Genomic DNA, 15,079 nt, shown 5'->3' on the forward strand with positions numbered 1-15,079 from the left:
GTCATTGGCGAGGTGTGCCCGATTCAGGTTGCGCCGTGTGTTGCCGAGATGTGGATGACCCCCGGGGCCATGTGAAGAAGTCGCCACCACGCGGTGCGCAGGCCTGCACGGTTGAACCGATCGGGCTCCGAAATGCCCCGTTCGCATGGTCCGTTGATTGGATGAGCGACGCGGCACCGTGCTTTGATCCATTGCACCGCGGGGGCCGTTCTTCGGATTTCGTTTTCGGGATCCGGGTGCTCGCGGTCGCGGCCGACCATCTGTCCCCAGAGGGGGCCGCTCCCCCCTTGTGAATATCAATAGGAAGGGAAGTTCATCATGAACTCCACCCCCCAGGTCCAGACCGCCGAGATCTCCGACGCCGACCTCGACAACGTCTCGGGTGGCCTCGCGCTGAACGCCCTCAGCACCGTCACCGGTGTGGTCGACGGCATCGCCCCCGTCTCCGGCCTGGTCGACACCGTCGTCGGCACGGTCGAGGGTGCGACCGGCCTGAACACCGCCCCGGTCACCGGCCTGGTCGCCGGTCTCTGATCACTTCTGTGATCGCTTAGCGTGCCGTGAGTCCCGGAACCATTCCCCGGTTCCGGGACTCACGGGTGCTGCCCCTTTCTTCTGTTCTTCTGTCATCTGGTTCGGTTCGCCTTCGGGACGCGCCATCAGTCACTCGCAGGTGAGAATTCCGTGCAGTTCCGCCAACAGGCCCTCGCCAAACTGCAGTCGCCGGAGGAGCTGGACCTGCCGGTGCGCTTCGCCCGCCCGCAGGGCTGGCTCGTGCTGTGTGTGACGGTCGTCGTCATGGCGGCCGCGTCGGTCTGGGCCGTGACGGGCTCCGTGGCGTCCACGGTGAGCGCGCCCGCCATCCTCACGCACGGGCAGGGCAGTTACCTTCTGCAAAGCCCCGTCTCCGGGCAGGTCACCGCGGTCCTCACCGAGCAGGGCCGCCGGATCAAGGCGAACGCCCCCGTCCTCAAGGTCCGTACGGCCAAGGGCGAGACGGTCGTCCGCAGCGTCGCCGCCGGCCGGGTCTCCGGGCTCGCCGCGACGATCGGCGCGATCATCCAGACCGGCACGAACGTCGCCGCGGTGGAGAAGGTCGCGGGCGCCGACGACCCCCTGTACGCGACGGTGTACGTGCCCGCCGAGAACGCCGCCACCATCCCCGCGAACGCCGCCGTCGACCTGACCGTCCAGTCCGTACCCACCCAGGAGTACGGGGTCTTGCGCGGCCATGTGAAGTCGGTGGACCGGGCCGCCCAGTCACCTCAGCAGATCGCCGCCTTCCTCGGCGACAGCCAGTTGGGCGAGCAGTTCACCAAGAAGGGCAGGCCGGTCGCCGTCCTCGTCCGGCTCGACACCTCGTCCGGTACGAAATCCGGCTACAAGTGGTCGTCCGCCGAGGGCCCGCCGTTCCGGCTCGACTCCATGGCCATGGCCTCCGGCTCGATCCGCCTGGACGACCAGCGCCCGATCGATTGGCTGCTGCCGTGACCGCTCCCCAGGACACCTCGTCCGCCACGCACACCACCGCGGCCGAACTGCCGCCGCCGGTACGGGGCCGCCGCCGCTCGGCGCCGCCCAAGCGCAAGGTCCCCAAGGGCCGGGGCAGGCGCGTCCGCACGCCCACCGTCCTGCAGATGGAGGCCGTGGAGTGCGGTGCCGCCTCCCTCGCGATGGTCCTCGCCCACCACGGGCGGCACATCCCGCTGGAGGAACTGCGCATCGCCTGCGGGGTCTCGCGCGACGGCTCGCGGGCCAGCAACCTGCTGAAGGCGGCCCGCAGTTACGGCCTGACGGCCAAGGGCATGCAGATGGACACGGCGGCGCTCGCCGAGGTGCAGGCGCCGGCGATCCTGTTCTGGGAGTTCAACCACTACGTCGTCCTCGACGGGATCGGACGCCGTCTCGGCCGGCGCGGGGTGCATATCAACGACCCCGCCAAGGGCCGGCGTTTCATCTCCATGGAGGACTTCGACACCAGTTTCACGGGCGTCGTCCTCGTCCTGGAGCCGGGTCCGGACTTCGAGAAGGGCGGCCGCAGGCCCGGCGTCATGGGCGCGATGCCGGCCCGGCTGCGCGGCACCTCGGGCACCATGCCCGCGGCCGTGCTGGCCAGCCTGCTGCTGGTGGCGGTCGGCGCCGCCGTGCCCGCGCTCAGCCGCACCTACATCGACATGTTCCTGATCGGCGGGCAGACCTCGCTGCTCGGGGTGCTGTTCGCCTCCATGGGCGCGAGTGTGCTGCTGACCGTGGTGCTGACCTGGCTGCAGCAGGCGAACCTGCTGCGTGGCCGGCTGATCTCCTCGACGCTCAGCAGTGCCAAGTTCCTGCGGCATCTGCTGCGGCTGCCGGTGACGTTCTTCTCCCAGCGCAGCCCGGCCGACCTCGTGCAGCGCCTCCAGTCCAACGACGCGGTGGCCGAGACACTGGCCCGCGATCTCGCGGCGGCGGGCGTGGACGCGGTCGTCGTGGTCCTGTACGCCGTCCTGCTCTACACCTACGATCCGCAGCTCACGGCGGTGGGCGTCGGGGTGGCCCTGCTCAACGTGGTGGCGATGCGGGTCGTGATCCGGCTGCGGGCGACACGCACGGCGAAGCTGCGGGCCGACAGCGCGCGGCTGACCAACACGGCGTACACGGGCCTGCAGTTGATCGAGACGATGAAGGCGACCGGCGGCGAGGACGGCTACTTCCGCAAGTGGGCGGGGCAGCACGCCACCACGCTGGAGGAGCAGCAGCGCCTCGGGGTGCCGAGCGCCTGGCTGGGTGTCGTCGCGCCGACGCTGGCGACGCTCAACAGCGCTCTGATCCTGTGGATCGGCGGCATGCGGGCCGTGGAGGGCCACATCTCCGTGGGTCTGCTCGTCGCGTTCCAGGCGCTGGTGACCCGCTTCACCGCGCCGATCACCCGCCTCAACGGGGTCGCGGGCCGTATCCAGGACTTCGCGGCCGACGTGGCGCGGCTGAAGGACGTCGAGAACTTCGCCGCCGACCCGCTCTACTCGCGGCGCGGCGCGCACGACAGCACCCGCAGGCTGCAGGGCCATGTGGAGCTGGAGAACATCACCTTCGGCTACAGCCCGCTCGACAAGCCGCTGCTGTCCGGGTTCTCGCTGACGGTCGGCCCGGGCCGGCAGGTGGCGCTGGTCGGCGGCTCGGGCAGCGGCAAGTCGACGGTGTCCAGGCTGATCTCGGGCCTGTACACGCCGTGGGAGGGCGTGATCCGGATCGACGGGCAGTGGCTGGAGGACATCCCGCGCGGCGCGCTCGCGTCCTCCGTGTCCTTCGTCGACCAGGACGTGTTCCTCTTCGAGGGCACGGTCCGCGACAACATCGCCCTGTGGGACCCGTCGGTCCCGGACGAGGCGGTGGTCGAGGCGCTGCGGGACGCGGCGCTGTACGACGTGGTGATGCGCCGCCCGGGCGGCATCCAGAGCCGGGTCGAGCAGGACGGGCGCAACTTCTCCGGCGGGCAGCGGCAACGCCTGGAGATCGCCCGGGCGTTGGTGCGCAGGCCCAGCATCCTGGTGCTCGACGAGGTGACGAGCGCGCTGGACGCGGAGACCGAGCAGCTCGTGATGGACAACCTGCGCAGGCGCGGCTGTGCCTGTGTGGTCATCGCGCACCGGCTGAGCACCGTGCGCGACAGCGACGAGATCGTGGTGCTCCAGCACGGCACGGTCGTGGAACGCGGGCGTCACGACGCCCTGGTGGCGGCCGGCGGCGCGTACGCCGAGCTGGTCAGGGAGCGATGAGATGACGTCCGCGTACCCGCAGAACGAGTACCAGCAGCAGCCTCCGTATCAGCAACCCGTGACCGAGGGCGACTACGTGCTCGCCGCGCTCGGCGGTATGGGCGTCCCGGTCGACGGCTCGGGCCTGAACCGTCTGGACCTCGAAGGTCCGCACGTCCTGTGGCTCGTCGCGGCCGGAGCCATGGACCTGTTCGCCGTGGACGCGGCCCAGCAGGGGCACTGGCACCACCTCGGCCGGCTCGAAGCGGGCTCGCTGCTGCTCGGCCCGGTCGCCGGACCCCAGCACACGCTCGTCGGCCGGCCCCTGCGCGAGTGCGTCCTGCGCCGTATCGAGCTGCGCGAGCTGCACCGGCCGCCGCAGACCGAGACCTGGACGTACGACGCGTACGGCACCCCCCAGTACGTACCCCCGTCGACCAGTCCGCTGGAGTACGCCCTCTCCCTCGGTGTCGGCCGAGGGCTCGCCGTCCTCTTCGAGGCGCCGCTGGCCACCGAGCGGGACGCGGCCCTGACCGACGACGACGTCCTGTGGACGCAGGTAGCGCCGGGCAGTGTGCAGTACGGCTCCCTGTACGGCGCCGAGGCCGCGGCGGACCTGCTGGTCGACCCGGCGATGTGGCAGACGATGGTCGACCAGCAGTACCGGCTGCTGGCCACCCTCGACCGCTGGATCGAGCAGCTGGAGCGCACCCACGAGACCCGGACGGCCGCGGGCATCAAGGCGGGCGAGGCGGTCCGCGCGCAGGCCGACCGCACGCTGCTCGCCTCGATCTCCAAGCGTTCGGGCCAGGGTCAGGGCGCGGCCGACGCCGATGCCACGTACGCGGCGTGCAGGCTCGTCGCCCGCGCGGCCGGGATCACCCTCGCCGATCCCGCGAAGGGCGGCTCGGAGAGCGACCGCCTGGACCCGGTGGAGCGGATCGCGCTCGCGTCCCGGGTCCGGGCGCGTGCCGTCCGTCTCGACGGGCGCTGGTGGCGCGACAACGTCGGCCCGCTGGTCGGGCACCGGGTCGCCTCGGGCGCGCCGGCCGCCCTGCTGTGGCGGCGTGGCGGCTATGTGGCGGTGCATCCGTCGAGCGGCCGGGAGACACCGGTGGAGAAGGCGAACGCGGCGGAGTTCGAGCCGCGTGCGGTGATGTTCTACCGGCCGCTGCCCGACCGCGGGCTGACGCCGCTGCGGCTGCTCCGGTTCAGCCTCCAGGGCACCGGCGGGGACATGCGCAATCTCGCGCTCAGCGGTCTGGTGACGGTGGCGCTCGGCGCGCTGGTACCGGTCGCGACCGGCAAGGTGCTGGGCGAGTTCGTACCGAAGGCCCAGGAGAGCCTGATCGTCCAGATCTGTCTGGCCATCATGATCGCCAGTGTGGTGTCGGCGGCGTTCATGCTGATGCAGAACCTCACCATGCTGCGGCTTGAGGGCCGCATCGAGGCCACGCTCCAGCCGGCCGTGTGGGACCGGCTGCTGCGGCTGCCCACGAAGTTCTTCACCTCGCGCTCCACCGGTGAGCTGGCCAGTGCCGCCATGGGCATCAGCGCGATCCGCCGGATGATGGCGGGCCTCGGCCCGGTGGTCGTCCAGTCGGTCACGGTCGGCGCGATGAACCTCGCGCTGCTGTTCTGGTTCAGCGTGCCGATGGCGCTCGCCGCGATCGGCATGCTCGTGGTGATCGCGGGGGTGTTCCTCGGGCTCGGGCTGTGGCAGGTGCGCTGGCAGCGCCGGCTGATCGTGCTGAGCAACAAACTCAACAACCAGGCCTTCCAGACCCTGCGCGGGCTGCCGAAGCTGCGGGTCGCGGCGGCGGAGAACTACGCGTACGCGGCCTGGGCGGGCGAGTTCGCCCGCAGCCGAGAACTCCAGCAGCGGGTCGGCCGGATCAAGAACCTGACGACCGTGCTGGGCTCGGTGTATCTGCCGCTCTGCTCGCTCATCATGTTCATGCTGCTGGCGGGCCCGGCGCGCGGAACGCTGTCGGCCGCCGCGTTCCTCACCTTCAACACCTCGATGACCATGCTGCTGACCTCGGTCACCCAACTGACGGGTTCCTTCGTGTCGATGGTGGCCGCGCTGCCGATGTTCGAGGAGATCAAGCCGGTCCTCGACGCGGAGCCGGAGGTCCGGGTGGCGAGCACGCGGCCCGCCGAGCTGTCCGGGGCCATCGAGGCGAAGAAGCTGTCGTTCCGGTACACCGACGACGGGCCGCTGGTCCTGGACGACCTGTCCTTCGCCATCCGGCCCGGCGAGTTCGTGGCCGTCGTCGGCCCGAGCGGCTGCGGCAAGTCCACACTGCTGCGGCTGCTCATCGGCTTCGACAAGCCGGTCGCGGGCAGTGTGCTGTACGACGGCCAGGACCTGGCCGCGCTGGACCAGTCGGCCGTACGCCGCCAGTGCGGTGTGGTGCTCCAGCACGCGCAGCCGTTCACCGGCTCGATCATGGACGTCATCTGCGGTACGGAGGCCTACACGCCGGAGGAGGCGATGGCCGCCGCGGAGATGGCGGGGCTCGCCGACGACATCAGGCGCATGCCGATGGGGCTGCACACGATCGTCTCGGGCAGCGGCGCGGTCTCCGGCGGCCAGCGCCAGCGGCTGATGATCGCCCAGGCGCTGATCCGGCGCCCGCGCATCCTGTTCTTCGACGAGGCGACCAGCGCGCTGGACAACGAGACCCAGCGCACGGTCATCGAGAGCACCCGCGCGCTCAACGCGACCCGCGTGGTGATCGCGCACCGGCTGTCCACCGTGATGGACGCGGACCGCGTCATCGTGATGGAGGACGGCCGGATCGCCCAGCAGGGCACGCCCGCGCAGCTCCTCGCGGACACGGGCGGCCGGCTGCACGAGCTGGTGCGACGGCAGATGCAGTAGGTCTCGGCACCGGTCGTCCGGGCTCGGGGCCGGTCGTCCGGACCCGGGACCGGCTCTCAGGGTTGACCGCCGCGCGTGTGACGTCCGTCTCGCTAGCGAAACTTTGTCGTTTCGATGAAAGTGGTCTAGCCTCGAAGAGTACGAAACAGTTTCGTTTACGTACTCCCCGTGCCGAGCGAACTTTCCCTGGAGTCCTCCCATGTCCAAGACACAAACCCTGTCCGAGGGCGCCCGCACGGGCGCTCCGGACGCACCTGGCGCGGCGCGCCCGGCGAACCGGTGGTGGATCCTCGCCATCATCGGTATCGCCCAGCTGATGGTGGTGCTGGACGCGACCATCGTGAACATCGCGCTGCCCTCCGCGCAGGCCGACCTCGGGTTCACCGACGGCAACCGCCAGTGGATCGTCACGGCGTACGCCCTGGCCTTCGCCTCGCTGCTTCTCCTCGGCGGCCGGATCGCCGACCTCTTCGGGCGCAAGCCCGCCTTCCTCATCGGCGTCGCCGGATTCGCCGGAGCCTCCGTACTCGGCGGCGCGGCCAACAGCTTCGGGATGCTGGTCGTCGCACGCGCCCTCCAGGGTGTCTTCGGCGCCCTGCTCGCACCCGCCGCGCTCTCCCTGCTGAACACGACGTTCACCGACGCCAAGGAACGCGCCAAGGCGTTCAGCGTGTACGGCGCGATCGCCGGTGCCGGTGGCGCCCTCGGCCTGCTGCTCGGCGGTGTACTGACCGACGCGCTGGACTGGCGCTGGACGCTCTACGTCAACGTCGTCTTCGCCGTCGCCGCCTTCGTCGGCGGCTGGGTCCTGCTGAACAACCACCGTGACGCCGCGAACTCCAAGCTCGACCTGCCGGGCGCGCTGCTCGTCTCCGCCGGTCTCTTCTCCGTGGTGTACGGCTTCTCCAACGCCGAGACGCACGACTGGGGCTCCGCCCTGACCTGGGGCTTCCTGGTGGCGGGCGGCATCCTCCTGGCGGTCTTCGGCTGGTGGCAGACCCGTGCCGCGCACCCGCTGCTGCCGATGCGCGTGCTGCTGGACCGGACCCGCGCGGCCTCGTTCATCGCCGTCCTGGTGACCGGTGCGGGCATGTTCGGTGTGTTCCTCTTCCTCACCTACTACCTGCAGCTCAACCTCGGCTTCAGCCCGACGAAGACCGGTGTGGCCTTCCTGCCGATGATGGCCGCCCTGATGGTCATGGCCCAGGTGTCCACGACGATCCTGGTGCCGCGCATCGGGCCGAAGACCGTCATCCCGGCCGGGTTCGCGCTGGCCACCGTCGCGATGATCTGGCTGACCGCCATCGACGTCGACTCCGCCTTCTCGACCGCCGTGCTGCCGCCGCTGCTGGTGATGGGCGCCGGGCTCGGCATCGTGATGCCGCCGGCGATGGCGCTGGCCACGAGTGGGGTCGCGGCGGAGGACGCGGGAGTGGCCTCGGCCACGGTCAACACCATGCAGCAGGTGGGTGGGTCCATCGGTACCGCGCTCCTCAACACCCTGGCCGCGAGCGCCGCGACCAGCTTCCTGGTCGGCAAGGACGCGCGGGATCCGCTGGTGCGGGCGCAGTCGTCCATCGAGAGCTACACCACCGCGTTCTGGTGGTCCGCCGGGTTCTTCGCGGCGGGGGCGGTGGTGACGTTCCTGCTGTTCCGTCGTGGGCTGCCGGAGCAGAATTCTGACGCCGCGCCTGTCGTTCACATGTGACACATGTGCCACATGTGACGCGGTCGCGTCGTCGTTGGGCCGAGGGGTCGCCGTCTTCAGGGAGACGGTGGCCCCTCTTTTGCGATTCCCCTCCCGGGGGTGCGTTTTCGTCTGCGGCGGCGTGGACGGCTGGTCGCGCAGTTCCCCGCGCCTCTCAAGGACGGGGCTGCGCCCCAGTCCTTGCCGGAGGGGGTTGGGGCAGGAGGGCTGTCGCCGCCGCCGTGAGCGTTGCCAGGAGCAGCCAGGGGACGGCCGGGGGGACGTTCGTGTCCAGGAGGGTGCCTGTGGTGGCGCTGCCCAGGAGGACCAGGAGGCCGGAGATCGAGGAGAGGGCGCCTGTGTAGAGGCCCAGTCTGTCGGTCTCGGCCAGGTCGGGGACCCAGGCCCGGGCCGCGGGGGCGACCAGCATCTGGCCCAGGGTCAGCAGGACCACGTAACCGGCCACGGGCAGGAGCCCCGCCGTTCCCGTCCAGGCGGCGGGGCGGGCCGCGGCCACCACCGCGAAGCCCGCCGAGATCAGCAGCAGTCCCGTCGTCATGGACCGGCGCAGGTCCATGCGGTTGCCCGCCCAGCGTGTGACGGGCAGCTGGGCCGTCACGACCAGCAGGGAGGAGAGCGCGAACAGCCAGGCCAGCGGTGCCTGTGAGCCCGTCGCCCGCTCCACCTCAAGGGGCAGCAGTTGGTACAGCTGGTTGTACGCGAGCAGATAGGCGCCGTACGCGCAGCACAGGGCCAGGAAGCGGCGGTTGCGTGCCAGGCGGCGCAGTCCGCCGCCGGTACGGATCCGCGCCCGGCCGGGAATGCGCTGCGGCAGCAGCCACGCGTGGCCCGCCAGGACGAGCACGAAGACTCCCGCCCCGGCCAGGCAGACCGTGCGGAAGTCCACGCCCAGCAGCAGCGCCCCGATGAACGGGCCGATGAAGGCGCCCGCCTGTCCCGCCACGGTGAACAGCGCCAGTACGTGCGTCCGCGGGCCCTCCCCCGCCTCCTCCCGGCACACCGCCTGCCGGGCCACCTCCGACTCGACCGCCGGTGAGAAGAGCGCGGCGGCGAAACCGATCAGGAGGACGGCTGCGATGACCGCCCAGGTGGCTGCGGCGTACCCGAGCCAGGTGAAGCCCGCGATGCGCAGGACGCAGCCGGCGAGCACCACCGGACGCACCCCGTACCGGTCCGCCAGCGCGCCGCCCACCACGAACAGGCCCTGCTGGCTGAAGGTCCGCAGCCCGAGGGTCAGCCCGACCAGCCAGCCCGCCATGCCGATCGCCGTGCCCAGGTGCGCGGCGAGGAAGGGCAGGACCGCGAAGAAGCCGATGTTGAAGGCGAGCTGGGTGAGGACGAGCAGGCGCAGCAGCGGGGAGAGGGAGGTGAAGGTGCGCAGGGCGGTGAGGGGTTTCGCACCGGCCCGTGTTGTCGGTTCAGGCATGTCGTCGCCGCGCGCGCAGAGGGTGGCGGGGCCATCTGACGCCGCCGCCTGCCGTGACCGCGACGGCTCCCAGGAGGGCCAGCGCGGCGGCCGGTGCCAGTGACGCCCAGGGCGCCCGTTCCGCGTACGGCTGGTTCTCGGACAGCAGCAGCCCCCACTCCGGGGACGGTGGCTGGGCGCCCAGGCCGAGGAAGCCGAGGGCCGCGAGGGACAGGGCCACTCCGGGCAGGCGGAGCAGGGCGTGGCGCAGGACCGGGGGCAGGACCGCCGGGAGGAGTTCGTGGCGCAGGAGCTGGAGCGGGGTCGCGCCGAGGCCCCGGGTGGCCGCGAGGTGGGTGGTGGCCTTCTCCTGGCGGAGCAGGGCCGAGGTGTGGGCGGCCAGGGGCGCCCAGGCGACCGCGGTCACCGCGAGGGCCGGAGTGGCGGACCCGCTGCCCGCGACCGCGGTGACCAGGAGGGCCGCCAGGACCGGCGGGACCGCGTTGACCGTGTCGGCGAGCGGCCCGGAGAGCCGCGGCAGCAGCCCGAGGAGTACGCCCAGGAGCAGCGCGGCGGCGCTGACGGCCGCGGCCAGGGCCAGGGTGTCCAGTGCGCCGTGGCCGACCCGGGCCAGGACGTCGCGTCCCAGCGCGTCCGTGCCGAACGGGTGCGTCCAGGAGGGCGGTTGGAGCCGGGCCGTCGTGTCCAGTTCCAGAGGGTCGCGGGCCAGGCCCAGCACCACGACGGCGAGCAGCAGGCCTCCGTACAGCAGGGGCGGTGCGGCGGGGCGGGACGGGGTCGGGCGGTGCAGTGAGGGCAGCGCGCCGTCGCGCAGGGCCGGGCCGATCAGCAGGCGTGCGCCGAGGCGGGCGAGGCCGCCGACGACCGCCGCCAGCACGACGAGGGCCAGGGTGCCGGCCTGGAGGACGGGCAGGTCCTGGGCGACCGCGGCCTGGAGGGAGAGCCGGCCGAGCCCCGGGATGTCGAAGACCTGTTCCACGGCCACCGCGCCGCCGGTCAGGCCGACGACGAACAGTCCCAGGTTCGGCAGCAGGCCGGGGACGCAGCGGCGCAGGGCCTGGCGTGCGACGGTGCGGCCGTGGACTCCGCGCGCGGCGGCGGCCAGCGCCCACGGTTCGGCGAACGCGCCCGGCAGCAGGTCGTCGAGCATCCGTCCGAGCAGCGCGCCCGCGGGCAGGCCGAGCGCGAGGGCGGGCAGCACCATCCACCGGGGGCCGTACCAGCCGAGGGCGGGCAGCCAGCCGAGCTGTACGCCGACGACGGAGGCGAGCACGGAGGCGGTCAGGAAGTCGGGCAGGGTGGCCAGGAACGCCGAGCCGGTGCCCGCGGAACGCCGCTCGTCGAGCCGTCGGCCGGCCCCGAGCCGCAGGGTCCGCGCGCACACGCCGGCCGCCGTGCCGGCCGCGACGAGCAGCGCCCCGCCCATCAGCAGCAGCGAGACCCCGAGCGCCTGGAGGACGGACGGCATGACCTGCGCGCCGGAGATCCACGACACGCCCGCGTCGCCGCGCAGGAGTCCGCCGAGCCAGTCACCGAGCAACCGCAGCGGCCCGGCGTCCAGGCCGAGCTGCGCGCGGATCGTGTCCAGTACCTCGGGGGTCGCTGTGCGTTCGGCGGACCGCGCCCTGAGCACGGTGAGCGCCGGGTCCGTGCGCGAGAGCCACGGCAGCAGCCCCACGCCGCACAGCAGGACGGCGACCAGGACGGCGCGCCAGAGCAGCACCGGCGCCCCGCCGCGAAGGGTGGCCCTGACCGCGGGAGCCGCCTTGAGCACGTGCTTCGCCGCCCGTCAGCGCCGGGTGCCGACGCCGACGAGGCCGCGCTCGTACGGGTCGAGGAGCACGCCGCCGACCTCGGCGCCGACGCCCGTGATGATCCGCTGGTGGACCAGCGGTACGACGGCGTCCGTGCCGAGGACCGCCGCCTCGGCGGTCATCGCCGCGTCCTGCCGCTTCGCGGTGTCGCTGACCGACTCGGCCTCGGAGACGGCCTTGTCCACCTTCTTGTCGCACAGCTGGGCCAGGTTGTAGCTGCCCTCGCAGGTGTAGTCGCTGGCGAGGATGGAGACCGGGTCGCCGGTGTCGAGCATGGTGTTGCGGGCGGACACGAACGCGTCGAACGTCCCGGCCAGCGCGTCGCTCTCCAGCCGCGAGTACTCGCGCACCTCCAGCTTCACCGTGAAGCCGGCCTTCTCCAGCTGCTGCTTCAGCACCTGGGCGACCTCGGGCAGCTCGGGCCGGTTGTCGTACGTGGCCACGGTGAGCGTCTTCCCGGCGGCGGAGCCCGCCGCGGCCCGGCCGGCCGGCTTCACGCGCTTGTCGGCCGCCCAGGTGAGGGCGGGCCCGTAGATTCCGGCTCCGGCGTCGGCGTGTGCCTCGTAGACGCCCTTGGCGAGGGCGGAGGTGTCGATCGCCTCGCGGGCGGCGGCCCGGGTCCTCGCGTCCTTGAAGGCGCCCGACCCGGTGTTGAGCAGCAGGCTGGTGGTGCGGGTGGTGGCGGTCTCGCGGCGGGTCGCCTTGTCGAGGGAGGCGGCCTGCGAGACGGGCACGGCCTCGGCGATGTCGGCCTCGCCGGTGCGCAGCGCGTTCGTCCGTGCGGTGCCGTCGGCTATGAACTTCGCGTCGACGCCCGAGGCCTGGGCACGGCCGCCCCAGTAGTCGTCGAAGCGGTCGAGGGTGGCCGCGGTGGTGCCGGTGGTCCCGGTGAGTTCGAAGGGGCCGGTCGCGGTGCCGACGGGGCTGACGGCGTCCTTCTTCGTGTACGCCTTCGCCGAGAGGATCACCAGGCCGGGGCTGGACAGGCGCAGCGGCAGGGCCGGGTCGGGGTCGGCGGTGGTGACGCGTACCCGGCCGTCGCCCGCGGCCTCGGCGGTCAGTTCGACGCCGGAGAGGGCGGCAGTCACGGGGTCGGCGTCCGCGGCGCGGGTGAGGGCGGCGGCGACGGCCTTCGGGGTGACCTCGGTGCCGTCCTGGAAGGTGGCGTCCCGCAGGGTGAACAGCCAGCCGCGGTCGTTCTCACGGGTCCACGACTCGGCGAGCGCGGGGGCGGCGGCGCCGTTGGCGTCGAGACGGGTGAGGCCCTCGGTGACGCCGAGCCTGCTGAGGAGCGTGGCGTCGGCGCCGTACGGGGAGAAGTTCTCGGCGGGCGGGAAGGCGAGCGCGACCTTCAGCCGGGCGCCCTCCGCGCCGCCGGAGGACCCGTCGCCGCCGCCGGAGGCGAAGCAGCCGGTGAGCAGGGGGGCGAGCAGCAGTCCGGCGACGAACCTGCGACGGCGTGGCAGAGGGAGCATGGCTGCTTTCGTTCGGTACGGGGTGCGGGGTGCGCAATGCCTGGTGCGGGGTGCCTGGCGCGGGCGGGGCCGCGTCGTCAGGGCGGGGATCGGGGCAGGGGCCGGCGCAGGGATCAGGGCAGGGGGACTTCGAAGTGAATGATTCCCTGGCCGCCGCCCGGTTCCTCGCGTTCGTCGTGGACCGCCTTGCCCAGCGAACGCCAGAACGCCTCGGCTCCGGGCACCGACGGGTCGGTGTGCAGATAGGCGGAGCGATAGCCGCCGTCGGCCACCGCGAAGTCGAGCAGACCCGCGACGAGCCGGCGGGCCAGCCCTTGTCTGCGGTCCTCGGGGCGGACGTAGACCCGGCGCAGCTGGGCGGTCTCGCCGGAGGGGTAGCGCTCGGCCACGTGACGGGGGTTCGGCGGGTGGGCCGGGCCGCGCGCGTCGAGGGCGGCGGTCGCGGCCACCGTGCCGTCCCGCCGGTCGACCGCGACCAGCAGGGTGTGGCGGACGGGCGCGACGTAGGCGCCGTGGAGGTCGATGATGTCCCGGTGCCAGCGGGGTACGTACCCTGTGCCGAAGTCCCGGTACACGGTGTCGAGCATCACGGAGCGGGCGCCGTCGACGTCGTCGGGGGTCGCCGTTCTTATGCAGTAGTCGCGCACTTGCGCATCATATGCATTAAGACTGTACGGGCCCGCCCTGGGGCAGGCCGGTCCGTCGCCACGACCCCTTCCACACGACCCAGACATGGCCGTCGGGGCCGTGGTGCACGTTCAGTCCGTCGACGACGGCGAGCAGCGGCAGGTTCTTGGCACCGGACGGATCGCCGGCGTCCAGCGGGACCGCGACGTCGTCGGTGGCCGCGACGGTGATGCCCGAGGGGTCCGCCCTGAGGACGATCCGGCAGGCGTCGGCGGCACTGCGCGCCAGCAGACATCTGCTCGCGGAGCAGCCCGCGTCGAGGACCGGTGAGACGAACGACAGCGGGGCGTCGATGACCTGCGTCACCGCCACGGCGGCGGCCTGGGCCGCGAACTCCCCGTCCTGGCGGTCGAAATGGGCCGTGAACTCCATCTCCCGGACAGGTTCCATGAGCCCGTGCTCGGTGAGCAGTGCGGGCCCGTCCGAGGAATCGCGTACCGGCGTTCCCACCGCCAACCCTCCTTGGCCAGACAGTCGTGCAATCGCGTCGTGCAGCCAGGGACCGGGGCAGCACGGCGACTGTACGGCGACAACACCCCCATGAACAGGGCGCGTTGAGCAAACAAAAAGACCAAAAGTCAACTGCTACGGCCGAAGTTCACTAGGTCGAGTGAACTAGATCTTGCGTTGCGGGCGGTATGGATGGTTCCGGCGCACTACGGGTAACAACCGAGATCGAATACGCCTGTCCCTGTACGAGGTGGAGCCGACATGCCACCCCAACCCCATGATCACGCCGCCGGTCCGCCCGAGGGCGGCACCGAGGAACCCGGGCTCGCAGGCACGGCGCACCCCGGAGCCGAGAGCGCGGCGGAGTTACGGCCGCCCCCGGCGAATCCGTATGCGCACAGCTACCCGGGTCCCGGTTGTACCGTCGTCGAGGTGCTCGGTGAGATCGACATGGCGACGGCCGGCGCCCTGGGCGAGCACCTGGACGCCCTGACCTCGGGCGGCGTGCCGCAGGTCGTGGTGGACCTGCGGAAGGTCCAGTTCTTCGACTGCTCGGGGCTGCGGGTGCTGTGCCGGGCCGAGCGCCGGGCCACCGAGCGCGGCGGCACCCTGCGCCTGGTGTCCGACCAGCCCCGCATCCACCGCCTGTTACGCGCCTGCGGCCTCCTGGGCCGCTTCCCGCCCCTGGCGGAACTGCCTCCCGCGCCTCCTCCGGCTCCCGAGGACTGAGGAGACCTGCCGGACCGCCTTCCCGAGCCGTTGCGCTACCGGGGCGGGAACCTCCGGCACTACGAGCTGCGACCCGGTGACGGGTCGGCCCTCTACGACTCCGGACATCGCGAGGTGGGGTCCTGGGGCGTCACCGCCCCACGGTGACGCCGACGGCTCCGACGGGCCC

General features: G+C 72.2%; 11 protein-coding genes. 6 read left to right on the top strand and 5 right to left on the bottom strand.

Going from position 1 to position 15,079, the window contains the following annotated elements:
- Window positions 1-318 precede the first annotated feature (318 nt).
- From ACFWGJ_RS13515 to ACFWGJ_RS13535, 5 genes are all read left to right on the top strand, one after another.
- The gene (locus tag ACFWGJ_RS13515) at window positions 319-534 is read left to right on the top strand and encodes a type A2 lantipeptide (protein WP_107022271.1); all 216 of its coding nucleotides are present in this window, start codon (window positions 319-321) and stop codon (window positions 532-534) included.
- Between the two features lie 150 nt (window positions 535-684).
- Window positions 685-1,491: an HlyD family efflux transporter periplasmic adaptor subunit gene (locus ACFWGJ_RS13520; RefSeq protein ID WP_387323324.1), complete on the top strand. Its 807-nt coding sequence runs from the start codon at window positions 685-687 to the stop codon at window positions 1,489-1,491.
- A gap of 47 nt (window positions 1,492-1,538) precedes the next feature.
- Entirely contained in the window at window positions 1,539-3,755 is a 2,217-nt protein-coding gene (locus ACFWGJ_RS13525) for an NHLP family bacteriocin export ABC transporter peptidase/permease/ATPase subunit (protein ID WP_387323340.1), read from the top strand.
- Window positions 3,756-3,852: 97 nt separating this feature from the next.
- Window positions 3,853-6,621 carry an NHLP bacteriocin export ABC transporter permease/ATPase subunit gene (locus tag ACFWGJ_RS13530; RefSeq protein ID WP_387323342.1) on the top strand — a complete coding sequence of 923 codons (2,769 nt, stop codon included), beginning with the start codon at window positions 3,853-3,855 and terminating at the stop codon, window positions 6,619-6,621.
- A 199-nt stretch (window positions 6,622-6,820) separates the two neighbouring features.
- The gene (locus ACFWGJ_RS13535) at window positions 6,821-8,329 is read left to right on the top strand and encodes an MFS transporter (RefSeq protein WP_387323325.1); all 1,509 of its coding nucleotides are present in this window, start codon (window positions 6,821-6,823) and stop codon (window positions 8,327-8,329) included.
- Between the two features lie 154 nt (window positions 8,330-8,483).
- Here ACFWGJ_RS13535 and ACFWGJ_RS13540 read toward each other — a convergent pair whose 3' ends face one another.
- The 5 genes from ACFWGJ_RS13540 to ACFWGJ_RS13560 all read right to left on the bottom strand — a co-directional run bounded on the left by ACFWGJ_RS13540 (window position 8,484) and on the right by ACFWGJ_RS13560 (window position 14,181).
- Window positions 8,484-9,755: an MDR family MFS transporter gene (locus tag ACFWGJ_RS13540; RefSeq protein ID WP_387323327.1), complete on the bottom strand. Its 1,272-nt coding sequence runs from the start codon at window positions 9,753-9,755 to the stop codon at window positions 8,484-8,486.
- Window positions 9,748-11,478 carry an ABC transporter permease subunit gene (locus tag ACFWGJ_RS13545; protein ID WP_387323329.1) on the bottom strand — a complete coding sequence of 577 codons (1,731 nt, stop codon included), beginning with the start codon at window positions 11,476-11,478 and terminating at the stop codon, window positions 9,748-9,750. The genes ACFWGJ_RS13540 and ACFWGJ_RS13545 overlap by 8 nt, the downstream gene beginning before the upstream one ends.
- A gap of 66 nt (window positions 11,479-11,544) precedes the next feature.
- The gene (locus ACFWGJ_RS13550; protein ID WP_387323331.1) at window positions 11,545-13,044 is read right to left on the bottom strand and encodes an ABC transporter substrate-binding protein; all 1,500 of its coding nucleotides are present in this window, start codon (window positions 13,042-13,044) and stop codon (window positions 11,545-11,547) included.
- Window positions 13,045-13,157: 113 nt separating this feature from the next.
- Window positions 13,158-13,691: a GNAT family N-acetyltransferase gene (locus ACFWGJ_RS13555; protein WP_387323333.1), complete on the bottom strand. Its 534-nt coding sequence runs from the start codon at window positions 13,689-13,691 to the stop codon at window positions 13,158-13,160.
- 16 nt (window positions 13,692-13,707) lie between these two features.
- Entirely contained in the window at window positions 13,708-14,181 is a 474-nt protein-coding gene (locus ACFWGJ_RS13560) for a hypothetical protein (protein WP_387323334.1), read from the bottom strand.
- A gap of 261 nt (window positions 14,182-14,442) precedes the next feature.
- Between ACFWGJ_RS13560 and ACFWGJ_RS13565 the strand changes: the two genes are divergently transcribed.
- Complete coding sequence (locus ACFWGJ_RS13565; RefSeq protein ID WP_387323336.1) at window positions 14,443-14,910, top strand: STAS domain-containing protein; 468 nt, start codon at window positions 14,443-14,445, stop codon at window positions 14,908-14,910.
- Window positions 14,911-15,079: the final 169 nt, after the last annotated feature.

The sequence above is a fragment of the Streptomyces sp. NPDC060205 genome (genome assembly GCF_042728395.1).
GTDB lineage: Bacteria > Actinomycetota > Actinomycetes > Streptomycetales > Streptomycetaceae > Streptomyces.